Annotated in this window: 24 protein-coding genes and 1 pseudogene; 13 read left to right on the forward strand and 12 right to left on the reverse strand. The window is 54.7% G+C overall.

From position 1 onward, the window contains the following. Positions 1 to 7: 7 nt before the first annotated feature. The 5 genes from NYE74_RS05505 to NYE74_RS05525 all read left to right on the forward strand — a co-directional run bounded on the left by NYE74_RS05505 (position 8) and on the right by NYE74_RS05525 (position 5,652). Complete coding sequence (locus NYE74_RS05505) at positions 8 to 1,024, forward strand: potassium channel protein (RefSeq protein WP_240752192.1); 1,017 nt, start codon at positions 8 to 10, stop codon at positions 1,022 to 1,024. 295 nt (positions 1,025 to 1,319) lie between these two features. After that, on the forward strand, positions 1,320 to 2,699 hold the full coding sequence (locus NYE74_RS05510) for an ABC transporter substrate-binding protein (protein ID WP_036618937.1): 1,380 nt from the start codon (positions 1,320 to 1,322) through the stop codon (positions 2,697 to 2,699). A gap of 81 nt (positions 2,700 to 2,780) precedes the next feature. After that, a complete protein-coding gene (locus NYE74_RS05515; RefSeq protein ID WP_036618941.1) occupies positions 2,781 to 3,623 on the forward strand; it encodes a carbohydrate ABC transporter permease in 843 nt (280 codons plus the stop codon). Then, positions 3,623 to 4,456, forward strand: a complete 834-nt coding sequence (locus NYE74_RS05520; protein ID WP_036618944.1) for a carbohydrate ABC transporter permease — start codon at positions 3,623 to 3,625, stop codon at positions 4,454 to 4,456. The genes NYE74_RS05515 and NYE74_RS05520 overlap by 1 nt, the downstream gene beginning before the upstream one ends. A gap of 164 nt (positions 4,457 to 4,620) precedes the next feature. Then, positions 4,621 to 5,652 (forward strand): LacI family DNA-binding transcriptional regulator, encoded by a 1,032-nt coding sequence (locus tag NYE74_RS05525; protein WP_036618945.1) that lies wholly within the window; start codon positions 4,621 to 4,623, stop codon positions 5,650 to 5,652. A gap of 427 nt (positions 5,653 to 6,079) precedes the next feature. Here the strand turns inward: NYE74_RS05525 and NYE74_RS05530 are convergent, their stop codons facing one another. Next, a complete protein-coding gene (locus NYE74_RS05530) occupies positions 6,080 to 6,994 on the reverse strand; it encodes a transposase (protein ID WP_213510564.1) in 915 nt (304 codons plus the stop codon). A 257-nt stretch (positions 6,995 to 7,251) separates the two neighbouring features. Here NYE74_RS05530 and NYE74_RS33265 point away from each other — a divergent pair. The 4 genes and pseudogenes from NYE74_RS33265 to NYE74_RS05545 all read left to right on the forward strand — a co-directional run. After that, positions 7,252 to 7,474, forward strand: a pseudogene (locus NYE74_RS33265) (IS4 family transposase); the annotation flags it as partial. Between the two features lie 240 nt (positions 7,475 to 7,714). Next, a complete protein-coding gene (locus NYE74_RS05535; protein ID WP_051985197.1) occupies positions 7,715 to 8,416 on the forward strand; it encodes an N-acetylmannosamine-6-phosphate 2-epimerase in 702 nt (233 codons plus the stop codon). Then, positions 8,403 to 9,365: an N-acetylglucosamine kinase gene (locus NYE74_RS05540; RefSeq protein WP_213510565.1), complete on the forward strand. Its 963-nt coding sequence runs from the start codon at positions 8,403 to 8,405 to the stop codon at positions 9,363 to 9,365. The genes NYE74_RS05535 and NYE74_RS05540 overlap by 14 nt, the downstream gene beginning before the upstream one ends. 662 nt (positions 9,366 to 10,027) lie before the next feature. Further along, positions 10,028 to 11,224: an IS4 family transposase gene (locus NYE74_RS05545; protein ID WP_115311341.1), complete on the forward strand. Its 1,197-nt coding sequence runs from the start codon at positions 10,028 to 10,030 to the stop codon at positions 11,222 to 11,224. 423 nt (positions 11,225 to 11,647) lie between these two features. Here the strand turns inward: NYE74_RS05545 and NYE74_RS05550 are convergent, their stop codons facing one another. The 5 genes from NYE74_RS05550 to NYE74_RS05570 all read right to left on the reverse strand — a co-directional run bounded on the left by NYE74_RS05550 (position 11,648) and on the right by NYE74_RS05570 (position 16,015). Then, positions 11,648 to 12,853 (reverse strand): MFS transporter, encoded by a 1,206-nt coding sequence (locus NYE74_RS05550; RefSeq protein ID WP_341005299.1) that lies wholly within the window; start codon positions 12,851 to 12,853, stop codon positions 11,648 to 11,650. A 249-nt stretch (positions 12,854 to 13,102) separates the two neighbouring features. Beyond that, entirely contained in the window at positions 13,103 to 14,149 is a 1,047-nt protein-coding gene (locus NYE74_RS05555; RefSeq protein ID WP_341004609.1) for an ABC transporter substrate-binding protein, read from the reverse strand. Positions 14,150 to 14,240: 91 nt separating this feature from the next. Next, complete coding sequence (locus tag NYE74_RS05560) at positions 14,241 to 15,071, reverse strand: AraC family transcriptional regulator (protein ID WP_341004610.1); 831 nt, start codon at positions 15,069 to 15,071, stop codon at positions 14,241 to 14,243. Positions 15,072 to 15,308: 237 nt separating this feature from the next. Beyond that, positions 15,309 to 15,491, reverse strand: coding sequence for a hypothetical protein (locus NYE74_RS05565; protein ID WP_036618947.1), 183 nt, complete (start codon positions 15,489 to 15,491; stop codon positions 15,309 to 15,311). Positions 15,492 to 15,574: 83 nt separating this feature from the next. Then, the gene (locus tag NYE74_RS05570; RefSeq protein ID WP_240752188.1) at positions 15,575 to 16,015 is read right to left on the reverse strand and encodes a MarR family winged helix-turn-helix transcriptional regulator; all 441 of its coding nucleotides are present in this window, start codon (positions 16,013 to 16,015) and stop codon (positions 15,575 to 15,577) included. Between the two features lie 240 nt (positions 16,016 to 16,255). On the opposite strand from NYE74_RS05570, the gene NYE74_RS05575 reads away from it, so the two are divergent. After that, positions 16,256 to 16,750 (forward strand): glutathione peroxidase, encoded by a 495-nt coding sequence (locus NYE74_RS05575; RefSeq protein WP_036618950.1) that lies wholly within the window; start codon positions 16,256 to 16,258, stop codon positions 16,748 to 16,750. A gap of 91 nt (positions 16,751 to 16,841) precedes the next feature. Here NYE74_RS05575 and phnE (NYE74_RS05580) read toward each other — a convergent pair whose 3' ends face one another. From phnE (NYE74_RS05580) to NYE74_RS05595, 4 genes are all read right to left on the reverse strand, one after another. Further along, on the reverse strand, positions 16,842 to 17,648 hold the full coding sequence (gene phnE, locus NYE74_RS05580; RefSeq protein WP_115311326.1) for a phosphonate ABC transporter, permease protein PhnE: 807 nt from the start codon (positions 17,646 to 17,648) through the stop codon (positions 16,842 to 16,844). After that, positions 17,645 to 18,460, reverse strand: a complete 816-nt coding sequence (phnE, locus tag NYE74_RS05585) for a phosphonate ABC transporter, permease protein PhnE (protein WP_036618955.1) — start codon at positions 18,458 to 18,460, stop codon at positions 17,645 to 17,647. Before phnE (NYE74_RS05585) ends, phnE (NYE74_RS05580) begins: the two co-directional genes overlap by 4 nt. Beyond that, complete coding sequence (gene phnC, locus NYE74_RS05590) at positions 18,460 to 19,260, reverse strand: phosphonate ABC transporter ATP-binding protein (protein WP_036618958.1); 801 nt, start codon at positions 19,258 to 19,260, stop codon at positions 18,460 to 18,462. The genes phnE (NYE74_RS05585) and phnC overlap by 1 nt, the downstream gene beginning before the upstream one ends. Before the next feature lie 179 nt (positions 19,261 to 19,439). Beyond that, positions 19,440 to 20,450, reverse strand: a complete 1,011-nt coding sequence (locus NYE74_RS05595; protein ID WP_036618960.1) for a phosphate/phosphite/phosphonate ABC transporter substrate-binding protein — start codon at positions 20,448 to 20,450, stop codon at positions 19,440 to 19,442. 222 nt (positions 20,451 to 20,672) lie between these two features. Between NYE74_RS05595 and NYE74_RS05600 the strand changes: the two genes are divergently transcribed. Beyond that, entirely contained in the window at positions 20,673 to 22,394 is a 1,722-nt protein-coding gene (locus NYE74_RS05600) for a bifunctional metallophosphatase/5'-nucleotidase (RefSeq protein WP_227872806.1), read from the forward strand. A 4-nt stretch (positions 22,395 to 22,398) separates the two neighbouring features. Here the strand turns inward: NYE74_RS05600 and NYE74_RS05605 are convergent, their stop codons facing one another. Continuing rightward, a complete protein-coding gene (locus NYE74_RS05605; protein WP_036618963.1) occupies positions 22,399 to 23,274 on the reverse strand; it encodes an LptM family lipoprotein in 876 nt (291 codons plus the stop codon). A gap of 91 nt (positions 23,275 to 23,365) precedes the next feature. On the opposite strand from NYE74_RS05605, the gene NYE74_RS05610 reads away from it, so the two are divergent. Beyond that, entirely contained in the window at positions 23,366 to 24,004 is a 639-nt protein-coding gene (locus NYE74_RS05610; RefSeq protein ID WP_036618967.1) for a class I SAM-dependent methyltransferase, read from the forward strand. 498 nt (positions 24,005 to 24,502) lie between these two features. After that, entirely contained in the window at positions 24,503 to 25,549 is a 1,047-nt protein-coding gene (locus NYE74_RS05615; RefSeq protein ID WP_036618969.1) for a 2,3-butanediol dehydrogenase, read from the forward strand. A 23-nt stretch (positions 25,550 to 25,572) separates the two neighbouring features. Here NYE74_RS05615 and NYE74_RS05620 read toward each other — a convergent pair whose 3' ends face one another. Beyond that, on the reverse strand, positions 25,573 to 26,334 hold the full coding sequence (locus NYE74_RS05620) for a DeoR/GlpR family DNA-binding transcription regulator (RefSeq protein WP_036618971.1): 762 nt from the start codon (positions 26,332 to 26,334) through the stop codon (positions 25,573 to 25,575). Positions 26,335 to 26,465: the final 131 nt, after the last annotated feature.

The following is a 26,465-nucleotide window of genomic DNA, read 5'->3' on the forward strand; positions in this document are numbered from 1 at the left end:
GGCCCTCGTGCATTTTTTGCTTAGAATCACGGCGCGATTGATGCGTTTGCGCAAAACCTCCCTGGCAATCTTGATCGTCCTGTTTGTCACCTTGAGCGCGACGATCGCTTACGGTCTGGAGCCGGCTACGTTCGGGACCTGGTTCAATGCGCTGTATTGGGTGCTGACAACGATGGCCACCGTGGGCTACGGGGACTTTTTTGCCGAAACGGTGCCGGGGAAAGTGTTTACGATCTTTTTGTACATTTTCGGGATCGGGCTGCTCAGTTTGGTGATCGGCAAAGTGATCGATTCCATAGGAAGCCTTCAGCGGCAGAGAGGGGCGGGAGCTTTGAGCTTTCGGGGCGAAAATCATATCATTCTGATCAACTGGAGCAAAAAAGCGCAAGCGGCGGTGGAGGAAATTTTGAGTTATTCCCCCGGCAACCGGATTGTGCTGGTCGATGAGATCGGCCAGCACCCGCTGGCGCATATGCATCAGGTTCATTTCGTGAGCGGCGACCCGGCCGCGGACGAAACGCTGCTCAAGGCGGGCATCGGCAAGGCCAAAGCGGCGATTATTTTCGCTGATGCGCGGATTGACGAATTTTCGCTGATCGACGGCAAGTCGCTGCTGATCGCCTCCAGCATTGAGCGCCTGGCTCCGCACGTACATACAACTGTTGAGATCACGCAGGAGAAAAATATCCAGAACTTCCGCCATGTTCAAGTAAACGAGTTTGTCCTTTCCCATGACGCCATCTCCAGGCTGGCGGTTCGTTCCGCGCTGCAGGCAGGGAATTCGGAGTTGATACGTCAACTTCTCAGCCGCCAGCATGGCGACGACATTTACGAAGTCCGGGCGAAAGCCGAGTGGAAAACGTACCGCGAAGCGTTTGATGATCTGCTGAGTCAAGGGGCCACGCTGCTGGCGGACCGCGGGGATCTCGGCATCAACCGCAAGCTCGACCAGCCGATTCCGGCGGAGGCCCGGCTATACATCGTGTCTGATGAGGCGACTTACCGCCGGATTAGCGGAGCTTAGATGGGAAGCGACTCGAGAAGACCTTTTTCCCTAGAGATTAACGCCATCACAGCCTTATGTTTGTTAAAACGAATCCCGCTTCAGACAAAACGCCGTCAGGCGTTTTTTGTTTTTTTAGAAAAATATGTATTGCCGACCTCAAGACAAGTGTGCTACTATTGCGTTGTGACTGAAAACGTTACCGATAAGGATGCCGGAACGGTTTTCGGAATCGTTACCGAGAGCGCATTCATAATTGTTCGGAAGCGTATTCAATCCGCTGAAATTTATACAATTCTCTCAAGGGGGAACGAACATGAAGGTCGGAAAACTGTGGAGTCTTGTGCTGGCTTTGACTTTGTTCGCCGGATTGGCGGCCGGCTGCGGGGGCGGAAGCGGCCAAGCGGGCAACGGCGGAGACGGAAATTCGGGGAAAGCGGAAGAAATCTATTTCCTCAACTTTAAGCCGGAGATCGCCGCGATTTACGAGAAAATCGCCAAAGATTACGAGGCGGAAACCGGCGTGAAGGTGAAAGTGGTGACGGCCGCCGCCGGCACTTACGAAACGACGCTGAAATCGGAGATCGCCAAGTCGGAAGCGCCGACGATTTTCCAAATCAACGGCCCCGTCGGCTATCAAAACTGGAAGGACTACGCCCTGGATTTGAAGGATACGAAGCTGTACAGCTATCTGTCCGACCAAAGTCTGGCCGTCACGAACGATGGGGGCGTTTACGGGATTCCTTATGTCGTGGAGGGCTACGGCATTATTTACAACAATGCCATTATGCAGAAGTATTTTGCATTGCCGGACAAAGCCGTTTCGATTTCGTCAATGGAGGAAGTGAACAACTTCGATACGTTGAAAGCGGTTGTAGAAGATATGACGGCAAAGGCGGACAAGCTCGGCATCAAAGGCGTATTCTCCTCGACCTCCCTCGCTTCCGGCGAGCAGTGGAGATGGCAGACTCACCTGGCCAACTACCCATTCTTCTATGAGTTTAAAGAGGATACGGCTTTCGACAACCCGATTTTGGCGGGGATGTCCAAAACGGAAGTGGAATTCAAATACAATTCAAACTTCAAGAACTTGTTCGACCTGTACATCAACAACTCGGTGACGAAACCGACGATGCTTGGAAGCAAATCGGTCACCGATTCCATGGCCGAGTTCGCTTTGGGCCAATCCGCCATGGTGCAAAACGGCAACTGGGCCTGGGCGCAGATCAACGAAGTTGACGGCAACGTCGTGAAGGCGGAAGACATCAAGTTCCTGCCGATCTACACCGGGATGTCCGGGGAAGAAAGCCAGGGTCTGGCCGTCGGTACGGAAAACTATTTGGCGGTCAACAGCAAAGTGTCGCCCGAGAAGCAGCAGGCTTCGATCGCGTTCTTGGAATGGCTGTTCTCCAGCGATAAAGGCAAAGCGTACGTTACGAATGAGCTAGGGTTCATCGCGCCGTTCAATACGTTCAAAGACAACGAAAAACCGGCGGATCCGCTGGCGAAGGAAGTGTCCGACTGGATGAACAAAGACGGCATTACCTCGGTGCCGTGGGCTTTTGCGGCCTTCCCGAGCGAAGAGTTCAAAAACGTATTCGGCGATGCGCTGCTGCAATACGCGCAGGGCAACAAAACGTGGGATGACGTTGTGACGACCGTGAAGGACTCCTGGAAAGCCGAAAGAGCCAAATAGTAGTAAAGCATTGCGATTGCGATGCGGCGGCGCTTCCGGCCGGGTGCGCCGCCGCTTTAATCCGGGTAAGGAGAGAGCCCCATGCAAAAATCGATACAAAAATACTTCGCCCTTTTTGCATTACCGACGATACTGGCTTTTACCGTCATGTTTATCATTCCGTTTCTGCTCGGCATCTATTTGTCGTTCACGGAGTTTACGACCGTAACCGACGCCAAATGGGCCGGCCTTAGCAATTATGTCAAAGCTTTTTCGAATCAGGATTTTCTCAATGCGCTTTGGTTTACGGTTCGCTTTACCGTCGTGGCCGTCATTAGCGTGAATGTGTTCGCCTTTCTCCTGGCGCTGCTGCTCACCCGGGGGAAGAAGGGCACCAACCTGTTCCGCACCGTTTTTTTCATGCCGAACCTGATTGGCGGCATCGTCTTGGGCTACATCTGGCAGCTCATTTTGAACGGGATTTTGTACAAGTTTGAAGTTACTTTGACCTCCAGTGCAACGTACGGGTTCTGGGGGCTTGTGATTCTGATGAATTGGCAATTAATCGGGTACATGATGATCATTTATATCGCCGGCATTCAAAACGTGTCCAAAGAAGTAATTGAAGCGGCCAAAATCGACGGATGCACCCGTTTCGGCATATTGAAGAACGTCACCATCCCGCTGGTGATGCCGTCCATCACCATCTGCTTGTTCCTGACGCTGTCGAATTCGTTTAAGCTGTTTGACCAGAACCTCGCTTTGACCGCAGGGGCGCCTTCCAAGCAAACCTCGATGCTGGCGCTCGATATTTACAACACCTTCTACGGCAGCGTCGGCTGGGAAGGGGTCGGCCAGGCGAAAGCGGTCGTATTTTTCGTGCTTGTCGCTTTGATCGCCCTGGTGCAATTGCTGGCTACGAGAAGCAAGGAGGTTGAAAACTGATGCCAAAAACGAAAGGAAGAGACGTGCTGCAATTTGCCGTCCTGTTCGTTCTCGCCGTGCTGTTTTTATCTCCGATTCTGATCGTGCTGATGAACTCCTTCAAGGGCAAGTTCTTTATTAGCGATACGCCGTTCCAGTTCCCGAACGGTCAAACGTTCGTCAACCTGAAGAACTATACGGAAGGCGTGGTCAAAACCGGCTTTTTCAACGCGTTTGGCATGTCGCTGTTTATCACCGTCTGCTCGGTGGCCGTGATCGTGCTGCTGACGGCGATGACCGCCTGGTATATCACCCGGGTGAAAACGAGATTTACGAAGTTGATGTACTACGTTTTCGTGTTTTCGATGATCGTCCCTTTCCAGATGGTGATGTTCACCATGACCAAAACGGCCAATATCCTGCATTTGGATAACCCTGCCGGGATCATCGTCATCTACCTCGGCTTTGGCGCCGGCTTGTCGGTGTTCCTATTCAGCGGCTTCGTCAAGTCGATCCCGCTGGAAATCGAAGAGGCCGACCTGATCGACGGCTGCAACCCGGTGCAATCTTTTTTCCATATCGTCCTGCCGATTTTGAAGCCGATTGCGATCACCGTCTCGATTCTCAACGTGATGTGGATCTGGAACGACTACCTGCTGCCGATGCTGGTCATCGGGACCGAATACCGGACGATTCCGATCGCGATCCAATATTTGAAGGGCGGCTACGGCTCGATCGATATGGGCGCGATGATGGCGATGCTGGTGCTGGCGATTTTGCCGATCGTCGTGTTTTACCTGCTTTGTCAAAAATACATTATCGAAGGCGTCGTTGCCGGCGCCGTGAAGGGGTAATCCGCACGGGGCAAGGCCAAAGGGATACAGGGGATAAGGCTTTTTGGGATTGGGGAAGTGTGAACCGGCCCCCTTGCTTTCTCCGCCTTCCCTTGTTTTCTACTACGTATGTTGCTATATTTTGAAGAGAATAGCGGAAATTACGATGTAAGGGAAGATCGGATATGGCTTCAATGACAATTATCGATATTGCCAGAATATGCGGGGTTGGCGTAACGACGGTTTCCCGGGCAATCAATAATCATCCGGACATCAGCGAAGAGACGAAAGCGATGATTATGAAAGTGATCAAGGAGAACCATTACGTTCCGAACAACAGCGCCCGAAATCTGAAGCGTTCCGCCTCAAAAACGATAGCCGTCTTGATCAAGGGGATCACCAACCCCTTTTTTAACCGGATGATACAAGTCTTTGAAAAAGAAATTCAGCGCAAAAAATACTCGTTCATCCTGCAGCGGGTCGACGAAAATCAGGATGAAATCGAAGTGGCGATCGAATTGGAAAAGGAAAAGCGGCTGAAGGGCATCGTGTTCCTCGGCGGTTATTTCGCGCATGCCAAAGAAAAGCTGGAGCAGTTGACCGTGCCTTATGTGCTCAGTACGATCGGCATGACGTCGGAGTACGATCCGCAGGAATATTCTTCGGTCTCCGTCGACGACTTTAAGGAAAGCTACAAGATGGTGGATTACCTGTGCAAGCTCGGCCACCGGAAGATCGCAATTATTTCCGCTCCGATGTCGGACGCCAGCATCGGCAGGCTTCGGTACGAAGGCTACAAAAAAGCCCTGGAGGACCACGGCCTGGAGCTGAACGAAAATTTGGTGCGTACGATGAAGGAGCATATCCAGAGCTATTCGATGGAAAACGGCTACGTCGTCACCAAGGAGCTGCTGGAGTCGGGCGAAGACTTCACGGCGCTGTTTGCCATTTCCGACAGCCTGGCCGTCGGCGCCTGCCGGGCGATTTTCGAATGCGGCAAATCGGTCCCTCAGGATTACTCCGTCGCCGGTTATGACGGCCTGGACATCGCCTATTATTATAATCCGTCGATCACGACGATCCAGCAGCCCGTGGAGGAAATCGCCGAAGAAACAATCAAAATCCTGTTTGATCTGATCAACAAAAAAATAACGCACGCCCACAAAATTTTCCCGGCGGAGCTGCTGATCCGCGAATCCACGACCCCTCCGTCGTAACGAGGCGGCCGGCTAATCCATACCGACAAAGATGACCTCTGAATTATTCAGGGTCATCTTTTTATAACTCAACTTTAACAATCAGCTTGAGTCCTTGAACTGAAGGCTTTCAAAACCGATCGTGGCAAGAAACGCGGAAGGGCGTTGAAAGCTCGGGGACAGGGAAGAGGGTGGGCGGCAGATCAACACTCCCTTCCGGAGGCTTTGCACGATTATCCCGTTTAATCAGGTAACAAAGAAACAGACAAGCTCGGGAGAAGAAATATTTGGTGGAGAAGCAGATAGGCTCGAGATAATTTAGACGGGCTTAGGAGAAGGAATGAGGTTTAGGGTAGGTGAAACAGACCGGACAAGCGATCAAGACAGGAGATCAAGGACCCATTAAGTTAATCTGCATCAAACTCCCCCCACCGTTCCAGCGTCCTGATCAGGCTGCTGCCCCAAGGGGCTGGTTCGGTTGGCGCGCGATCAGCCGGCGGTAAGGGATCGCCGGAATCGCCACACACATGCGCAGTAACTTCTGCCGCATCGATTCTTTCGCTTCGGGCAGTCCTCCGGACAGGCGCAGCCGGCGGCGTCCGGTGTATTCGTTTAGGTACGCCTGCAGATGCTTCAGCCCCAAGGCTCCATACGTACTCTTCAGCGAATCCCACGCCTCTCTCACCACTTTCCGCAAGGGCACATACAGCCGAAAGGCCTGAGGGAACAACTGTACCGTCGATGTACGGACATCCACATGCCCGCTAATAAACGCGGTTAGATCGTGACGGTTTGCCCTCTTTTCACCTCCCCGCTTATGCGGGACCAGGCGGATTTTGACCTGCTCCGGCTCGCCCGACTCCGTGACCCTGCATCCCGCAACGACCGCCGAGGCGTACGGATGCGAAAGCTGACACCGGGACGGATTACGCCCATACTGATCGCTGTTCACCTTCACGTCTCCGGAGAGCAGCTCCCGGGCATCGAACTCCCCCACGGCATGGCGTATTTTGTGCAGCATCGACCAGGCGGTCTTGTAGGTGACCCGGATCACCTTGCTCAGCCGCAGCGCCGAAATGCCGTCAGGGAGCAGGGACAACTCCAGCGCCTGAAACCACTTCACCAGGGGAAGATGCGTTCCTTCAAAAACTGTGCCGACCAAAGGCGATGTTTGATGCTTGCACTTTCCGCACTCGAACAAAGGGATATGCCGGGAGGTTAGACGGCTGCACCGGGTGTAAGCGCACCGCGGGCAGACAAAGCCGCTTGGCCACTTCATCGCAATTAGCGCCTCCATGCAGTCCTGTTCGCTGTTAAAACGGCTGCTGAATGGCTGAAGTTCCGTTCCCGCATTGATCTCCATGTTTACTCGCCCCCGAATCAAGAATATACGAACATAAGTTCCATTTATTTCATTATACCAAACATACGTTCCTTTGACAAGCCGAAAATCTCACCTGAACCGCCTCATTTTTTCCTCATCTTTTTTGTTTTTTCTTCTCTTTTTTTGGAATCCTTGACTTGCTCTAGCCCCACCCCCTGCTCCCTGCTCCTTAACGAAGGGGATAATCGTGCAAAGGCTACAGGCAGGAACACCAAGACACGAACCCGGTAAAGTACAACGTACGTTCCTTCAGCGGCTTGTTTTCCTTGCTGTGCGACGAAGTCGGCACACTCGATTGGCTGGTTGCCTTATAACAGTTGCTTGGATTGATCAACGAAGCAGCCCAAAAAGCCGGGAAAACCCAGTTTACCTCAGATTCGGCGTCTACTCCAACAATGGATTGCTGCTTTACCCAGCTACATCAAGGCTTGTCTGCCGTTTTTTTGCTGCGAAAGTTGAAACAATCCTGTAATCGCAAAAAATACCGGTTTACGCGGTCTGGCTTCCTTGAAAGTACGTCGATAGACGTTTTTCTTATGTGCTGACGAACGGCGGTCCCGGATATGTCTCCGAGATGCTAAGCATATTTATTTATCAAGCCGCGTTCAAGGCGGTGGATATCGGCTGGGGGGCCGCTTCGCCGCTTGACGGCGCGAGCCAGCAGCAAAATTTATATTGAATGTCAAAGGAGATGTCTATGTGATCGACAGCATGAAACACGGGCTTATCGTCTCTTGCCAGGCGCATTTCGACCACCCGCTCAATCACGCGCCGATGATCGCTGCGATGGCCAAAAGCGCGGAGCTGGGGGGCGCGGCCGGAATCCGGGCGGACGGTCCGGAGCATATCGCGGAAATCAAAAAGCAGGTCGGCTTGCCGGTTATCGGGATTTATAAAGTTCATCAATATGATCACCGCTTTTTTATCACGCCGACCTTCGAGCATGTGCGGGCGATCGTGGAAGCGGGGGCGGACATTGTCGCGTTGGAAGCGAGCGTGCAGAACCAGCCGGATACCGAGGCGCTGGGGATGCTGATCCGCCGCGTTAAGGAGGAGCTGCATGCGCCGGTAATGGCCGACGTGTCGACTTTCGCGGAAGGCGAACGAGCCTGGCGGCTGGGCGCCGATTTCGTCGGTACGACACTGTCAGGGTATACGGACGCAAGCGTAGGCCGTGCCCTACCGGACATCGCGCTGGTCAAGCAGTTGACGGAGGCTGGGGTGCGGGCGGTATGCGAGGGGCATGTCGGTTCGCCGGGGCAGGCGCTTGCCGCCATCGAAGCGGGAGCGTATTTCGTCGTGGTCGGCACGGCGATCACCGACCCGATCGCGATCACGCGGCAGTTTGCCGGCAAGCTGCAACCCTACCGAGAGGGAAGTGATCGGCGTGCTTATCGTTAGCGTTGACGGGGGACAAACGAAAACGGCGGTCGAGCTGCTGGACGAATCGGGCCGGCTGCTGGAAGAGTGGATGCTGCCGCCGATCATCCATTACGCGAAGCCGGGCGGGCTGCGCAGCTACTCCAAAATCGCCGCCGAGGTTTGCGAGCGGCTGAATGAGCGGGTCACGGGCGTAGGCACGAGCGTGGATGCAGACGTTGGGCCGCCGGTCAGCATCTGTTTCAGCCTGAGCGGCTACCACGGGGATGTGGCGGCGATTCCGAAAGCGATTAGGAAGGCGATGAGCGGCCGCCTCTTTGAGTTGGCGAGCTTAAAAGTCGTCCCCGATTATTGGGGGAACTGGTACGCCGCCACCCGGGGCGGCCCGGGGCTCGTCATCATCTCCGGCGGCGGCACGGTTGCTTACGGGAAAAACGCAGCCGGGCGGGAACTGCGGCTGGGCGGCTGGGGCCATCAGCTAGGCGATGAGGGCAGCGGCTACTGGATCGGGCTCGCAGCACTGAAATCGGCGCTGCGAGCGCAAGCCGGCCTGGAGCCGCCGACTGGGCTGGCTCGCCCGGTTCTGCGCGCACTGAAGGGCGAAGAGGAGAGCGTGCTGCTGGCCCGCTGCTATTCCGGCGAGATTACGGACCAGGACCTGGCCCTGCTGGTACCGCTGGTCAATGAACTCGCCGAGGGGCAGGACCGAGCCGCTTTGTGCATCATGCAGGCGGCGGCGGGGCATCTGTGCGAGCTGGCCGTTGCGGCGCGCCGGCAGTTGGGCGACGTGCCCGTGTACTTGTCCGGCGGCGTGTTTAAAGCTTCCCGGCTGATGCACGAGTTGGAAGCTGCCTTGGGCGAAGCCGGGCTGGCGGGCTGCACGGAGGTCAGCTCCGTCCGCCCGGCGGAAGGTATCTTTTTGCTGGCTCTGAAAGGGGCGGAAAGACAGCAAGGCCCGGAGCCGAGCTGAAGGCCGAAAAGGGAGCCCGGGGCCGGAAAGGCGCGGACATGAGTGGTTAAAGTAGGTTTAGGTGGAGTTGAAGGCTTGGCAAGCATAGATACGAAGTAGTTCGAAGTGGTTTAAAGGAGGGAAATGATCGGGGCCCGGTCGGGCCCTTTTTTACGTGCGTAAGGTAGCGTGAGATAGGTGAGATTAGGTAAAGGTAGTGAGAGAGTGTGAGCTAGTGTGTGTTACCGTGAGATAGTTTGAGATAGTCGTTGATAGTGTGTGATATTGGAATCCGGCCGCTGGAATGGCGCGGACATAGCCAACCGTGGGCTGGGACTTCAAAATAGCGGCACTTTATGTACTTATAATTCGGAGCCAGGCGTGTTTATCCCCATTAGCGGCATTTTATGTACTTATTTTCCCATGAATAGTCCAGAGCGCGGGCATTTCCTTGCGATGGGGGAAAATAACGACACAAATTGTCTCTATTTCTTTCAAATGGATGGGTATCGCCGGAATAACGACACTTATTGCACTAGCGTTGCATAAAACCTAACGCGAATAATCAAATATTAGTTAAATATGGGTAATTATGATCATTTTTCATGGAAAAAGCATAAAAAATCTCCTATTGTAAAGAGGTAGGTACGTTGTCCATAACTCTCTACAAAAGGAGACCAACCATGGATAACGTTAAAGCTAAAACGGTCATTCGTCAACTGATTTCCTTACTGCCCATCGATGTGCATCAACGTTTACTCTTCGACCATTACACCAAGAAACTTACCACGATGAAAGCGATCATGCTCTTCATCAATGCTCAGTTGAAACAATGGTCATCTTACGGTGAAATGGAAATTGCACTTCGTGCTGAGCCGAAACTTCAGCAGCTTCTACAGTTGGAGAGTATCAGCGGCTCGCAATTATCCCGAAAACTCGATCAGATCCCAACGGAGCTGTTGGAGTGGATGTTTCAGCATCTGGCATCACAAACACAGCAACGTGCTTGCCACCAGGGCCAGAGCGGGAAATTGCACATCATTGATTCTTCCAGCATTCGACTGCCGCTTCAACTTGGAAGTTGGGCCAAGATGTCAAATAAGAGTAGCGGCGTCAAGATGCATCTGCGCCTCGTTGTTACAGCTCCCGACAAGCTATTTCCTGATGCCATGATCCCCAGTTCGCTCAATGTAGGGGATCGTGCGGGGGCCGTTGAACTGGTCGTCCCCTCGGATGCGATTTATGTGATGGATCGCGGTTATGATGATTATGCCCGGATGGATCAATGGGTCCAGGACAACATCCAGTTTGTGATCCGTATGCGAGATCGCGCGCTTGCCACCGTCATTGAGGAGTATCCTGTTCCGGAAGGCTCGAACATCACGCGGGACGCCAAGGTTTGCGTGGGCAGTTCCTTCCGATCCATGGAACATTCCGTTCGTTTGGTGGAGTTTTATGACGAGCAGGAACGGACTTATCGTATTTTTACATCGGTATGGGATAAGACCGCTGAAGAAATCGCGCAGATCTACAAAAATCGCTGGCTCATCGAGTTGTATTTTAAATGGCTGAAGCAACATTTGCGATTGAAGAAGCTGCACAGTCATAAACCACAGGCTATTTGGAACCAGTTATTCTTGGCTTTAATTACTGCCTTGCTCGTGGAGCACATCCGGCACAGCACCCAAACGGCAAAAACAAACTGGCAAGTGCTCCGGATTCTCCGCGAGTATTTGTACCGTTCATGGCGATCCTTTCGAACCGAACTGGATCGGAAACCCAGTCGAAGTAGTCCGGGGAGACGTCCGGGGTCAGGTCCCAAAGCGTTATCGGTGCGCACAATGGTTGGGATAATTAAGCCAAGCAAGTTCAAGGAATAATATCCATTATATACATTTAATGGGACATCGCGACCTACGCATTAGGTAACCTTGGCTTTTTGGTCTTAAGCTTAAAAAATGACTGTAAAAAAATCCATTTATAGTTTCAATAATCCAAATGTGGGTTTTGCTGAAAATTGATGTTAGTGTTCTTGCAACGCTAGTGCACTTATTGCTCTTATTTTTCGCTGGGGTGGCTCTCAGGCCCCCGGATTCCCACAGGTTGCTTGGCGCATGCCTAGTGCATGCCAGCCCTATGCCTGGTGTTATGCCTGGTGTTATGCTTGGCGCATGCCAAGCCTATGCCTGATGCATGCCTGATGCATGCGTGGCGGATTTTTTTTCCAGCGTTGTTTGGCGCAGTATTGCTTAGCGGTTGTTTGGCGCAATAATTACTCAGCGCAGTTTATGCTCGGCGGAATATCACATCAATTCGTTCCGCTTCCGCAAATATGCGAATAATACGGCGCTGGCCAAGGTACACAGCAGCGCGCACACGCCGATAAAGCCGTATCCGGCCTGAAGGCCGCGCAGCAAGCCGAGCTCCGGGTCGCTGGCGTTCGCGAACAGCTTCTTAATGCCGTCGGTGATGGCGCCGATCAAGTAATTGCCGATCACGCTGCCCACCCCCATCAGCGTCACGATAAAGGTGATGGCGGAGTCGCTGCCGGAGCGGTATTTCTTGGCGATCAAGGCCATCACGGTCGGGTAGATCGGGGCGATCCCGATCCCGGCGGCGGCGAACAGGAACGCTCCGGGCTCGCCGGCCCAGATGGCGGCCAGGGTGCACAGTCCGGAAAAGCCGGAGAAAAGGATCAGCGACAGCGTGAACCCGATTTTATCCGTGACCGGTCCAAGCAGCAGGCGCGCGAACGTAAAGCATACGAAAAACGCCGACAGCATGCCCGAGGCGCTGGAGGTGTTCCAGTGGTAGGCTTTTTCCAGGAAGTTGACCAGCCAGCCGCCGACAGCCATTTCGGAAATGACGCCAAACGATAAAACGAGTACGATCAGCCAAATGGCGGGGTCCCGCATCAGCTGCGACACGGGCACGCGCTCGCCGCCGTGCTCTTCCTCCCCCGGAAACCGGCTCATAAACGCCGGAATCATCGGAATGACCGACAGCGACAACATGATCAGATACATGCCCCGCCAATCGAGCATGTGGCCGCCGATCGTTACGCTCATCAGCCCGGAGGCGATCATTGGCGCCACAATCGAACTAAGCCCGTAGAAGAAATGGGCGAGGTTCATCATCGTCCCGGTATTGCCGACGAAAATACGCGCCGCCAGCACGGCGAGCGCGATTTCCAGCATGCCGTTGCCAACGTACATGAAGAAGTAGGACCCGCTCAAGGCCGGGTAGGTGCGTGAAGCGAAGATCAGTACGCCGGAGGCGGCCATCGATCCGAAGGCCAGCAGGGTGACTGCTTTCGCTCCCCATTTGCGCGCCAGATAGGCGGTAAACGAGCAGGCCAGCAAATAGCCGAGCGAGTTGAAGGACAGCAGCGTTCCGACCTGCATTTCGTCGATGCCGAAGTCGGTTTGGATGCGCGGAATCGCTGGCCCTTTAATATTTTCGGAGAAACCAAAAATAAAAAAACCGACAAACACCGTCGCCAGCTGCAAATAATAATTCCGCTTCGCGAAACGTGGTTTGGCGCGGCCAGCTTCCGTACGGGTTGTTTCCGCGCCTTGCGCCGTGGTATCAGACTGCGCTTTCAAGTGACGCCCTCCCAATGTCGATCCGACAAGTAATGTTATGAATGAGTTCATAAGCGAACAGAAGAATCGTAACACACTTTCGAGCGGGCAGCCATATAGCAAAACTCCCCTTCCATATAAAATTCCGGAAGAGAAGGGGAGTCCCGGTGCGGCTTAGTTTTGCAAAATTTGCTCCATGACGTCAAGCCCTTTGGATTGGCCCATGGCCAGCGGCCCGACGATTTCCGTATCGATAACGTAAAGGTTGCCGTTTTTGACGGCTTTCAGCTGATTCCATACTGGGTTTTTGCCCAGCTCACCGAGCGACAGCTCCGCCGAACCGGTAAAATCCTCGCCGAGAAAAATATAATCCGGATCGATGGCGGCCACGCCTTCCAGGCTGATTTCGCTCCAATCCTGCATATCCGGGAATTTGGCAAAGCCCAGGCGCTCGTAATACGGCTCCATCCGCACGCCGCCGTAGTAATTGAACCCTTTGCCCCAGGTCATCATGAAAATCGCGGTTTTCCCTTTTACCCCGGACTTGTCCATATTCGCGGCCAGCGTGTCCAGCTTGGCGTCATAGCCGGCGATATATTGCTCCGCTTTTTCCTCTTCGCCCAAAACCGCGGCTACTTTCGTAATCGTGTCCTGCCAGTTTTCGGATTGATGGATCAGAATCGTGGGGGCGATTTGGGCCAGTTGGTCGTAAATTTTCAGATCGTCCTCCCAAGCGATGATCACGTCGGGGTCCAGCGCCAAAATGCTCTCCATATTGGCCGTGTCGCCCAGGTCGGCGATTTTCCCCTGCTTCGTGAAGCTGTCGTATACCGGGAAATTTTGCAGCGACTTCAGGCCGACCACGCCGGCCACCGCATCCTGTTCCCCGATGGCGAAAAGGTGCTCCGCATACGGGAAGTAGGTGATAGCGACCTTTTTCGGTTTTTCCTCCAGTACGGTTTCGCCCTTGTCATGGTGAATCGTTATCGGGACCTTGGTTCCTCCTGCGTCTGCGGTGGAATCGGTCCCGTTCCCGCCCCCGTTAGCCCCCGGCTGACCGGCCCCCGTATTGGCTTCGCCTGGGCTGGAGTTTTGCGCGGCTGCTGCGTCGTTTCCGTTCGGCGGGGTGGCAGCGGATGGCGTTCCGCAGGCCGCCGTGGCGACGATGAACAGGATGGCGATGATGGGCAGGACGCCCCAGCGTTTAAAGGATGCAAGCATCGGTTTTTCCCCCACTTCGTTCTACTGATAATGATTTTCATTTTCAGATCACATTATAATGAACGATCCCGGGGTTTGAAATAGACAATTGTCAAAAGGCAGGTGGATTATTTCCGCTTTGGGAACGGAATTCGCTCGGGGAGCAGCCGGTATGTTTCCGGAATAACCTGCTGAAATAATGGGCGTCCCCGTAACCGACGCTCTCGGCGATCTCGCTTACGCTGCAGCGCGTGGCGACGAGCAGCTGGCGGGCCCGGCTCATGCGGTGCTGGATAAGATAATCGATGGGAAAAATACCAGCGTATTTGCGGAATGCGTAAGCGAATTTTTTGACGTCCATTTCGTATAAGCCGGCCAAGGTTTTCAGATTGAGCGGCTCCATATAATGCTCATGGATGTAGCCCAGGGCATGCTCGATCATGCTTCGGCTTCCGGCGTTCAAACGGCTGCGCGCGCAGCTTAGCATTTCATAGACCGTCCCGTAAAACAGCTCTTTGGACCTGACGGCCTGCAGAGGGCCGGGCGTCGTCATGGACGTTTGCAGCAGCCGCAGCAATTCCATGATCCGGGGCTGTTCGCCGGTGTCCAGCGAATAATGGGTCCGCGTATAAGCATCGGGGCTGCCCGCCGGCGAATCCAGCGTGTAGTGAATAAGGGCGTAGTCGAACCCGCCGGGTCCGGCCTCGACCTGCAGCGCCGCGCCCTTGGGGCCATGGACGATCAGGCCGGGCTGCAGCTCGTAAGGCGTATCGTCAAAGGTAAAGACGGCCTGTCCGCGCAGGGCGAAAACCAGGCCGGCATGCGGCGTCGGGCGGGATTTGGTATGTCCCTTGTAAATGCCGGGCTGCAATTGGGTGAAATAAATCCCTTGCAGGGAGAGCTCTCCTGCGGCAAATTGCTTCGCTAGTTCGTTCAGATCCACGACCGGCGTCACCTGCTTCCTGAAAAATAGGGGTGGCTGCAGCTCTATTTTACCGGAGGAACGGGGCTTAAGAAAGGAATGAACCTGCAAATTTATCCATAATATAAACGCTTCGTTTGGAATTCCCTTAAACCCGGAGGAGAAGACACAAATCGGGGACGGGGAGCAAATAGCCTAGAAAACACCCGTTCGCCGCCGGTATTTCAGCGGATGAACGGGTGCTTGTTTGGAGTGTGGCTAGTGGTTGATATCGCATTTGTTCATAATGAACGAGATTTGATTTTCAATGCGGTTGATTTGCTCTTGCGTATGTGGATCGCCCGCGCCCGAGCCGCGCAGCTTGGCGAGCTCCTGTTTCAACGTATGAAGATCTTCTCCCGCGCGGGCGCAATCGTAATTGCTTTCGAGATTTTCCAGCATCAGCGAACCTCCTCCATTTTCTCCGGGGGACTTCAGGCGGTCCTCCTATGGTTACTTCCCTATTATGGAGGATTTGGCTGAACTTATTCAGCCGATCCGATTTTGCGCAGAAAGTCGTTAATATGGTTGTGCATCTCCATGATCTCCTCTTTCGTCACCTTGGTGCCTTCGTAAAGCTTAAGCGGCACCTGCACGGCTTGCTCTTGCAAAGCCCGCCCCCGTTCGGTCAACGCGATAATGACGTTGCGTTCATCCGCTTTATCCCGCGTTCTTGTGATCAGCTCCATATTCTCCAGCTTTTTGAGCAGCGGCGTCAGCGTTCCCGAGTCGAGAAACAGCTTTGCTCCCAGGTCTTTGACGGTAACGTTGTCCTGTTCCCATAAAGAAAGCAATGTAATATACTGCGTGTAAGTGAGTCCGAATTCGGCCAGCAGCGGGCGGTACAGCTTCATGATCTCCCGGGAGCATGTATAAAAAGCAAAACAGAGCTGATTGTCCAATTTCATCCATTCATGCGGCTGCATGAGAGTATCACCTGCCATTGAATTGTATGCAATTTTATTCGCGTAATTATAGCACCTGCGGGCGCGGCAAGTCAAAAGTCCGGGAAGCACGAAAGCCCGAGCGGCAAAAGGCTGAAGCAGGGGGAGCGCGAGAACGGCGGGGGTTACAGGGTAATACGGGCAAGAGAGTAATTTGACATCGCCAATTAGATTGTATACAATTTAATTATATCACATTTGTAAAAAATGGAGGAGATCATGATGTCCCTATACGGAATAGAGGTTAAAACGATTAAAGGCGAGGTGCAGACGCTGGAGCCTTATCGCGGGCAGGTGCTGCTCATCGTCAATACGGCCACAAAATGCGGTTTTGCTCCGCAATTCAAAGGTCTGCAAAAGCTGCACGACATTTACAAGGATCAGGGTTTGGCCGTGCTTGGCTTTCCTTGCGGGCAATTTGCCAATCAAGAGCTGGCCACCGACGAGGAGGTTGCCCAGTCCTGCGAGCTGAATTTCGGAGTTTCATTCCCGCTCTTCGCCAAAATCGACGTCAACGGCAAAAATGCCCATCCTTTGTTCCGCTTGCTGGCGAACGAAGCGCCCGGTGTGCTCGGTTCAAAAGCGATCAAATGGAATTTCACGAAGTTTCTGGTCGACCGCAGCGGCAAGGTCGTGAAGCGGTTTGCCCCGGCGGAGGAACCGGAAAAAATCGAAAGCCATATCCGCGAGCTGCTTGGCGCTGAAGTACGGGCGTAAGCAGGAACAATAAAACCTCCACTTCCCGGGTGGAGGTTTTATTGCGTTGATCTAGGCAATCCATTGGATATTTCCAAGCTGCCCCGGGCCGCTACACCAGTTTTTTGCGCAGTGCGCCGGAGATGAGGTCGATGATCGTGATCATCACGATAATGCCGAGCATAATGATGCCTACGCGATCCCAATCCCGCGAGCTGAGGGCGAAAATCAGCGGAGTGCCGATGCCCCCGGCGCCGATCATCCCCAGAATGGTGGCGGAGCGGAGGTTAATCTCGAACCGGTACAGCGTATACGACAGAAATCCCGGCAGCACCTGGGGCAGCACGGCGAACCAAAGGATCTGCAGCCTTGTGGCGCCCGCAGCGGTTAGGGCTTCGGCCGGCCCTTGATCCATGTTTTCAATTTCGTCGGCGAACAGCTTGCCGAGCATCCCGACCGAGTGCAGCCCCAGGGCCAGCACGCCGGCGAAGGAACCGGGCCCCACCGCTTTGATGAACAACAACGCCATGACGATTTCCGGAAACGTCCGGACGAAGCTCAGCACTATTTTGCCCGGACCGGAAATCCAGCGCGTGCGGCTCATGTTGGCCGCCGCCCAAAAGGCGAACGGAAGGCAAACGATGGTGGAAATCACCGTGCCCAAAATGGAGATCGCCAGTGTGTCGAGCAGTCCCCGCAGCAGGTCTTCGCCGTCCGGCAAATAGACGTAACCCCAATCCGGCGAGAACAGGCCGGCAAAAATCGACTTCGTAATCTGGCCGGCGGTTTCCTTAATGCCGTCCAAAGGAATGCCGGCAAAAGCCCAAATGTAAACGAGAACAAGCAGAACGTAGATGAGCCAGCGGTAGCGGTTTTTTTTCGGTTTGGTTATTTTTTCGCGCCATGTATTCGTCGTCATAACAATTTCTCCCGCACTTTCGCACTTAAATAGTCGATGATCAGCACGACCGCCAGCGTAAACAGGATGATCATGCACGTTTTGTCGTATTCCAGAAACCCTAGCGTCACCTCGTAATAATGCCCGATGCCCCCGGCTCCCACTAGGCCGAGCACCGCCGCCGCGCGGACGTTGATTTCAAAGGCATACAACACGTAGGAGATGAAATGCGCCTGGATTTGCGGAACGACGCCAAAAATAATGCGCTGCGCCGGCGCGGCCCCCACGGCCGTCATTGCCTCCAGCGGCCCGCGGTCGATCGTCTCCAGCGCTTCGTACACCAGCTTGGCGATCAAGCCAAACGAAAAAACGGTCAGCGCCAGAATGCCGGCCAGCGGCCCGAGGCCGAAGATGGCCACGAAGATGGCGGCCAGCAGCAGGTCGGGAATCGTCCGCACCAGGTTCAGCACGAAGCGGACGGGCTGGCGGATCCAGGCGCTCGGGGTCAGATTGCCGGCGCACAGCAGCGCTACCGGAACGGCGAGAATAGCGCCGAAGGTAGTGCCGATCAGCGCCATGCGGATCGTCTCCAGCATCGCCGGTACGATGTTGTCGAAGTAGCTCCACTTCGGCGGGAACATTTCCCGCAGCAGGTCGAGCATGTTGGGCGCCCCTTTGATGAGTTCGCCGAACGTTGCTTCGGTTTTTGCCGCGCTGCCCCATAGCAGCAAAATAATGATCACGGCCGTCAAATAATGCTTCAGCTTGCTTGGGGCCTTCGGGCGCCGGGCAAGCGCGGCGGCTTGGGGTTGCCGGTTTGCGTTCGTATTCATCAGGCCCGCGCCCCCAACACCGCTTCGGCCGGCAGCCGGCTGGCGAGCAGCTCTTCCCGGTCGATCTGCCGCCCGTAGATTTCGGCAAACCGCTCGTCGGTTGCTTCCGAGACCGGGCCGTCGAAGACAACCCGGCCCGCTCTTAAGCCGATGATGCGGGTCGCGTACTGGCGGGCCAAGTCGATAAAGTGCAGGTTGACGATCGTGGTGATGCCCAGCTCGAGGTTGATGCGCTTGAGGTCGTCCATCACCTGCTTGGTCGTCAGCGGGTCGAGCGAGGCCACCGGTTCGTCGGCCAGCACGATTTTCGCTTCCTGCGCGAGCACGCGGGCGATCGCCACCCGCTGCTGCTGCCCGCCGGACAGCTCGTCGGCCCGGGCGTACGCTTTTTCCACGATGTTCACCCGATCCAGCGCCCCAAAGGCCAGTTCGATATCCTCTTTCGGAAACAGCCCAAGCAGCGTGCGCAAGGTGGAGTGATAGCCGACCCTCCCGGCCAGGACGTTGCGCAGCACGGTGGAGCGTTTGACGAGGTTGAAGCTTTGAAAAATCATGCCGATGTCGCGGCGGATCGTCCGCAGCTCTTTGCCCGCGGCATTCGTGATCGACTTGCCGCCGATGAGGATGTCGCCTTCGGAAATGTCGTGCAGCCGGTTGATGGAGCGGAGAAGCGTCGATTTACCGGCCCCGGACAGCCCGACCACGGCCACGAATTCGCCTTTTTCGATGCTGAGGTTGATTTGATCCAGCCCTTTGGTGCCGTTCGGATAAATTTTGGATATATTGCGAAGTTCTATCACGTGAATAACCATCCTTTAAATGAAATATCTTAAAAAACGCATAGCCAGCACGGGCCCGGAGGGGGCACCGACTGGCTTGCACTTTGGCTTGAAGACTTGATTGTTTGAGGCTTAATTGTTTCAGGCTTAATTGTTCAAGACTTGATTGTTCGGGATTTGGGCAATCGCGGCGTCTTGAACTACTCGGTCTTTACTTTCTCGTTGTATTCGCGGACGATGTCGAACACGCTGTCGTTGGATTCGACGTAGCCTTCATGCGTGTAAATGTCGGCGATGATTTTGTGGCCTTCGCTGTCTTTGCCGATTTCGATGAAGGCGTCCTTCAGTTTTTGCACCCATTCGGCGCTCATATCGGAACGGACGGAAATCGTGTCGTTCGGGATCGGCTCCGTATAAGCGATGACGCGAGTATCTTCAAAGACGTTCGGATAGTCTTTTTTCACGGTGTTGCGCGCATCCTGGAAGATGGCGGCGGCGTCGACGTCGCCGTTCAGCACGGCGATAACGGCTTGGTCGTGGCCTTTCACCGTGATCGGTTCGACATCCGACAGCGGATCGATTCCTTTTTCCTGAAGAACAGCGGCCGGCCATACATATCCCGCGGAAGAGGTTACGTTCTGATAGGCGATCTTTTTGCCTTTGAGATCTTCCACCGATTGGATCGGCGAGTCTTTCTTGACGATAAACATCGATTTGTAGAAATCGACTAGCTCATTCGTAGGAGCGCCGGTGGCGTCGTCAACTCCGTAACGTTGCGCCTGCAAAATGACTTCCGCCGCGCCTTTTTCCTTCGCCAGCACGTAAGCGGTCGGAGGAAGGAAGCCAACGTCAACCTGCTTGGAAGCCATCGCTTCAATGATCGTGTTGTAGTCGGTCGACACGCTGACTTTTACCGGAATGCCGAGGCGGTCGGACAGCAGTTTTTCGAGCGGCTTGGCCTTGGCTTCCAGCGTGTCGGCGTTTTGCGAAGGCACGAACTGCACGGTCAGCGTTTCGGGAACATAACCGGTGTCGGCGGGTTCCGCGGCTTTGTCCGTCTGGGCGTTTCCGCCGGCAGTTGCGGAGTTGGCCGGCTGGCTGCCGTCCGCCGAGGCGTTGCCGCTGGTGTTCGCCGGGGCGTTGCTTCCGCAGCCGCTGATGAGGGCAACCGTAAACAATAAAGGCAACATGAACTTAGCAAGCTTTTTCAAAACGTATGACCTCCACACATTCTATTTTTGAATTCACTTGTTTAATATATAAGAGGTTTATTAACGGGCAGTCAGGGGATCGGCCGAGTTTTGTAAATTTTTGAGCAGCAATTTTTAACATGGCCCTAAAAAAGGCTTGCTAAAATAAGATCATGTGCAGAAGCCGGCTGGCGCCGGATCATGCGCAAAAATGGGGGATTTTGAAAAGGATGGACGCAGAAGATGAGCAAGCGTATGGAGTGGCGGCGGATAGACACAGAAACGAGGCCGGATACCGGGACGGACTTGCCGCGGGCCGGCAACGTGGAGGGGAGCAATGCGGAGGATAGCCAAAAGGGAAGCTTGGGTGACGGTACGGTTTGCGAAGCGGTCTGCGAAATTCTCGTCACAAGCGATGTGCACGGGCATATTTACCCGACCGATTACCGGACGCATGAGGAGCTTCCCTTGGGTCTGGCCAAGCTGGCGGCGATGATCCGCCGGGAACGGGAGCGGACGCCAGACCTGCTGCTGGTGGATAACGGGGATGTCATTCAAGGGTCGCCGCTTTGTTCCTTCTATATAAAACAGCGTCAGGAAGGGTCGCATCCGGCGGTGCTTGTCATGAACGAGCTGGGTTATGACGCGGCGGTCCCGGGGAATCATGAATTCAATTACGGGCAGCGGGTGTTGCGCCGGGTCATGGAGGATTCGCGGTTTCCCTGGTTGTCGGCGGGGATTGTGGACGCAGGGCAAGGTGTGCCGGTCTTTGGCCGGCCTTATCTTGTCAAAACGACCGAGGCCGGCGTCAAAATCGCCGTCTTGGGCGTGACGACACATTATATCCCGCATTGGGAAAATCCGCGGCATATCGAAGGCTGGAAGTTCCGGGACGCGCTGGAGACCGTAAAAACCTGGGTGCCCCGCATCCGCGAGCAGGAGCGGCCGGATCTGATGGTCGTAGCTTATCACGGCGGCTTCGAACGGGATTTGCTCACCGGGGAACCGGCTGAGCGGCTGACGGGGGAAAACCAGGGATACGCCATGTGCATGGAAGTGCCGGGGATCGATGTGCTGATTACCGGGCACCAGCACCGTTTAATCGCGGCCGAGGCCGGCGGGGTCACGGTGATTCAGCCGGGCTCGAACGGTCAGGCGCTGGGGAAAATCTCCGTTCGCCTCCAAAAAAGCGCGGACGGAGCATGGGCGATTCGGGAGAGGAAGGCGGAGCTGCTGATCCCGGATGAAACGACCGAAGCCGACGGCAAGGTGCTGGATTTGGTCCGCGGACTTGAAGTGGAAACTCAAAATTGGCTGGATCAGCCGATTGGGGAGGTCAGCGGGGATATGGAAATCCGCAGCCCGCTGGCTTGCCGGCTGGCCGATCATCCTTTTATGGAATTCGTGAACAAGGTACAGATGGAGGCTGCCGGGGTGGGGGTGTCGAACGCGGCTTTGCTCAGCAATGCCTCGAAAGGTTTTCGCGGGAGCATTACGATGCGGGATGTGCTGACCAACTTTATGTATCCGAACACTTTGGCCGTGCTGCGGCTTAAGGGGAAGGATATCCGGGAGGCGCTGGAGCAGACGGCGAATTATTTCACCGTCGGGGAAGACGGGAAAATTGCCGTAAATCCGGCATACGTGGAGCCTAAGGCGCAGCATTACAACTATGATATGTGGGAGGGCATCGAATACGTGCTGGACGTGTCCCGGCCCCCCGGCCGGCGCGTGGCGCTGCTGAGTTACGGCGGCGAACCCTTGCGGGACGACGCGGAGATCGATGTGGTGATGAACAGCTACCGCGCCGGCGGGGGAGGGGATTACGACATGTACCGGCGCAAACCGGTAGTCAAAGAAATCCAGACCGACATGGCCGAACTCGTGGCGGAATATATCCGGGAGCGCGGCACCATTACGGCGGCCTGCGATCATAATTGGAAGGTCGTCGCCTCCAGCCAGTGAGCGGCTATTGCAGACGGCTGGGGCTATACGGAACAAAAACGGACAAATCCTCCGCGCTAAGCGCGGTTATATCCGTGGTCGTGTTTTTTTCAACATCGCACCGGTACAGATGGTATTCGTCGGATGGCTGTTCGCTGATGTAGTCCACGATATTGCCGTCCTTATGCCATAATGCATATGCGGTCGTGATGTAATTTTTATCGCCGCCGACTTTGTGCAGGGAGTTTTCTTCCGGGTCGTACAACGCCGGGATGGCGCTGCTGGTGTCGCCAAACGAAAGCGCCAGCGTATGGCCGCCGGGCGCCCAGTTATAAGCATGGACCGTTTCGACGACCGTCTCGCCATATTCCTTCTGCAGGGATCCGATTTCGGCGTTGATGTCGATTTGTTTGCCGCTTTCGAGGTTCACCGCGATCAATTTATTTCCGATATTACTATAGAACAGGTTTATGGCCAAATACCGGTCGTCGGCGGACAGGGCCAGCGAGCTGATCTCTTTGGGTTCCGCATCGAACTTGACGGGATAGCTCCGGCCTTTCGTTTTGACGGCCATGGAAGCGAGGACGGGGGTTCCGAACTCCCCTTTCTTTTTCTTTGCCGTTACGGTAACGCCGCCGGCCGTCCAGGTGAGCTTGCTGTCATCTTCGCTAAATTCCGCGGCTAAATCGCGAGAATAATAAACCGATAAATCGACCTGATCGCCGCTTGCATCGGCGTTTTGATTTTCCGGCTGCTCCGCGGTGTTTTGTGCCGGGGAATTTACAGTTTGATCCTGCGTTTGCGGTTCGCTAGGTTTGCTTCCGGGGGTGCTGGTATTTCCGCAGCCGGCAATGGCCGCGCAAACCAAACCTAATAAGAGGACCATGGTCATTCGTTTCATGTTGCAGCTCCTTTGGGTTTTGTATAAAAACGCATATAATTGAAAGACGCAATAAAAAACGGAAAGTTACATAAAGTCGAGGGGAAATTTCATGACCGTGCCAGCGAGTTCAATCCTGTCCGCATTACTTATGCTTTTTGTACTTTTGGCCATGTTGTCCATCGTATATAAAAGCTGGCGCAACGGGATATCGCCGATGCCCGCTTCGGCGGAGGTGCGCAGGGCTGTCGCCGCGGAACTGAACCGGCTGACTGGGGCGGCCGGCGGCAGGTACCCAAAGGGCGGCCGGATGCCGACGGATGGCCGGATGCCGGCGGGCGCCGAACCGGCTTCGCCGGACTCCGCTTATTCTATCGTGGAGGCGGGTTCCGGTTGGGGGACGCTCGCCTTGCATCTCGCCAAAAGCCGCCCGGACTGGCGGATCACCGGCATCGAAAATTCTCTGATTCCATGGACGGTTTCGCGGCTGGCTCGGCGTTTGAGCGCCTGCGGGAACACCGTTTTTCACCGGAGCGATCTGTACGATTACCGTTATGAACATGCCGATGCGGTAATCTGTTATCTTTATCCCGGGGCCATGAAGCGGCTTGATCCTCTGCTGCGCCGGCAGCTTCGTGCGGGGGCGCGGGTCGTCAGCATTTGCTTCGCCCTTCCCGGCTGGCAAGCGGAAAAGATCATCACCTGCCGGGACATGTACCGGACTAAAATTTACGTCTATAAAATAGAATAAACCCGGTCGAGTTGATTCTCGATTTGGATTTGGACTATTTGATGGAAAAAGGCCGAGCCGGTAAGCGATCGTGGCAAGAAATATCGGCAGATCAATATCCGTTGTCCGGACGCTTTGCACGATTATCCCGTTTGATCCGGAAGCATGTTCGAGATCGTTAGATAGGTTTGTGAGAAGGAGGTTTAGGAGAAGTAAAGTAGACCTGACGGGAGGAATGGGGCAAGACACCGGGAAAAATAAAAGGATCGTGATTAGCCCCTACCCTCCACCCCCTGAACAAGAGGGATATTCGTGCAAAGCAGCATGCAGGGATACCAAGACACGAACGCTTTCATAATTTATTTTGTCAAGCATTGATCTCGGTTTTGAGCCCAATAAAAATAAATTAATTAATTTTAATCAACTAACTTTAAAAATTCTAAAATTAGGAGTACCCTAGTAAATGGAAGTGAATGAAAGATTCATATGCTTCATAATTTGACTAGGAGATGAGTGCAAGTGAAAGCTTTGAGATGGCATGGCGTCAAGGATTTGAGACTGGAAAACATCGAGGAGCCGAAACCGGCTAAGGGTCAAGCGAAAATAAAGGTGGAATGGTGCGGCATTTGCGGCAGCGATTTGCACGAATATACGGCTGGCCCGATTTTCATCCCGCTTGAAACCCACCCGCTCAGCGGAGACAAAGCGCCGGTAGTAATGGGGCATGAATTTTCCGGACAGGTGGTGGAAGTCGGCGAAGGAGTGACCCGGGTGGCCGTCGGCGACCGCGTCGTCGTGGAGCCGATCTATGCCTGCGGAACCTGCGAGGCTTGCAAGCAAGGCAAATACAATCTTTGCGATAAAATGGGCTTTTACGGCCTGGCCGGCGGAGGCGGCGGTTTCTCCGAATATACGTCCGTGCCGGAAGGAATGCTGCATAAAATCCCGGATTCGGTTTCCTTCGAGCAAGGCGCTCTGGTCGAACCGTCCGCGGTGGCGCTGCACGCGGTGCGCTCCAGTAAATTGAAAGTCGGCGACAAGGCCGCCGTGTTCGGCACAGGGCCGATCGGCCTGCTCGTGATCGAGGCGCTTAAGGCTTCGGGGGCTGCGGAAATCTACGCGGTTGAGCTGTCGGAAGAGCGGAAACAGAAAGCCGCGGAGCTGGGAGCGATCGTCATCGATCCGAAGGAATACGATGCCGTCGAGGAAATTCACAAGCGCACGCAGGGCGGAGTGGACGTAGCCTATGAGGTGACCGGGGTTCCGCCGGTGCTGACCCAGGCGATCAACTCCACCAAAATCGGCGGAGAAACGATGATCGTCAGCATTTTCGAGAAGGAAGCTTCGATTCATCCGCAAAACATCGTCATGAAAGAGCGCACCGTGACCGGCATTATCGGCTACCGCGACGTTTTTCCGGCGGTGATCAGCCTGATGGCTCAAGGTTACTTCCCGGCGGACAAGCTTGTAACCAAGCGCATCAAGCTGGATCAAGCCGTTGAAGAGGGCTTTGAAGGGCTCCTCAAAGAACGGAATCAGGTCAAAATCTTGGTGAAGGCCGAGTAGGAAGGCGTTACGCGGGCGGGGGATTATACCCGGTAAACGGTAATTCCCCGCTCCTGGAACGGCTTGACGTCATATTCGGAGGCTTCGGTTCCGGTAATCAGCGTATGGATGGCGCTGTTCGGCGCGACCGTGTGCAGCGACAGCTTGCCGATTTTGGTGTGGTCGGTCACGACGATGATCTCCCCCGCCGCGGCGATCATGCCCTGTTTCGCCGGAACCAGCAACGCCTCGGGATGCATCAGCCCGTGCTGGGGATGCAGCGCCGGGGTACCGATAAAAGCTTTTTCCACGTGTAAAGACTTCAAAACATGATCCGTAAACATGCCGTTCAGCATGTAGCTGGACGGATACAGTTCCCCGCCGGTCAAAATTACCTTAATCCCCGGAGCATCGCGCAGCTCAACCGCCACATTCATATCGTTGGTGACCACGGTGATGTCGGAACGCCCCACGAGATGGGTGGCGATGTGCAGGGTCGTCGTCCCCGAGTCGATAATAATGTTCTCTCCGTCTTCCACGAGGGAGGCGGCGCGGCGGCCGATGCGCATCTTTTCCTCCAAATGCTGATTTCTTCGATCGTAAAAAGAAGGCTCGTCATGCGTCCACTGCTCCATAATGACGCCCCCATGCGTTCTTTTCAGCACGCCCTCCTGTTCGATTTCCGCCAAATCCCGCCGGATCGTCGCCCCGTGCACGCCAAACTCCTGGGCCAGCGCGGCCACGGTGGCTGTTCGGTATTGCCTCACATATTCCACAATGCGTCTTTTTCTTTCGGCTGCCAACAAGGCGTATCTTCCTTCCTTCCGGACAAGTGCGCAAAAATGCGCAATTGCCCGTGCTGAAATAATCTTGATTTAATATTTGCTCTCATTTTATCAAAGCCATGTTTGGCCGGTGTTAAAGCAAAGTAAACATT

Origin of the sequence: Paenibacillus sp. FSL P4-0127, from assembly GCF_038007325.1 — a bacterium.
GTDB lineage: Bacteria > Bacillota > Bacilli > Paenibacillales > Paenibacillaceae > Fontibacillus > Fontibacillus macerans.

Coding starts and splice junctions, on each gene's coding strand:
- NYE74_RS05545 (WP_115311341.1), top strand. CDS start 10,028: ATGGATAACGTTAAAGCTAAAACGGTCATTCGTCAACTGATTTCCTTA.
- phnE (WP_115311326.1), bottom strand. CDS start 17,648: ATGACGACGAATACATGGCGCGAAAAAATAACCAAACCGAAAAAAAAC.
- NYE74_RS05555 (WP_341004609.1), bottom strand. CDS start 14,149: ATGCTTGCATCCTTTAAACGCTGGGGCGTCCTGCCCATCATCGCCATC.
- NYE74_RS05600 (WP_227872806.1), top strand. CDS start 20,673: ATGAGCAAGCGTATGGAGTGGCGGCGGATAGACACAGAAACGAGGCCG.
- NYE74_RS05510 (WP_036618937.1), top strand. CDS start 1,320: ATGAAGGTCGGAAAACTGTGGAGTCTTGTGCTGGCTTTGACTTTGTTC.
- NYE74_RS05520 (WP_036618944.1), top strand. CDS start 3,623: ATGCCAAAAACGAAAGGAAGAGACGTGCTGCAATTTGCCGTCCTGTTC.
- NYE74_RS05575 (WP_036618950.1), top strand. CDS start 16,256: ATGTCCCTATACGGAATAGAGGTTAAAACGATTAAAGGCGAGGTGCAG.
- NYE74_RS05570 (WP_240752188.1), bottom strand. CDS start 16,015: ATGCAGCCGCATGAATGGATGAAATTGGACAATCAGCTCTGTTTTGCT.
- NYE74_RS05610 (WP_036618967.1), top strand. CDS start 23,366: ATGACCGTGCCAGCGAGTTCAATCCTGTCCGCATTACTTATGCTTTTT.
- NYE74_RS05530 (WP_213510564.1), bottom strand. CDS start 6,994: ATGGAGATCAATGCGGGAACGGAACTTCAGCCATTCAGCAGCCGTTTT.
- phnE (WP_036618955.1), bottom strand. CDS start 18,460: ATGAATACGAACGCAAACCGGCAACCCCAAGCCGCCGCGCTTGCCCGG.
- NYE74_RS05565 (WP_036618947.1), bottom strand. CDS start 15,491: ATGCTGGAAAATCTCGAAAGCAATTACGATTGCGCCCGCGCGGGAGAA.
- NYE74_RS05605 (WP_036618963.1), bottom strand. CDS start 23,274: ATGAAACGAATGACCATGGTCCTCTTATTAGGTTTGGTTTGCGCGGCC.
- NYE74_RS05525 (WP_036618945.1), top strand. CDS start 4,621: ATGGCTTCAATGACAATTATCGATATTGCCAGAATATGCGGGGTTGGC.
- NYE74_RS05515 (WP_036618941.1), top strand. CDS start 2,781: ATGCAAAAATCGATACAAAAATACTTCGCCCTTTTTGCATTACCGACG.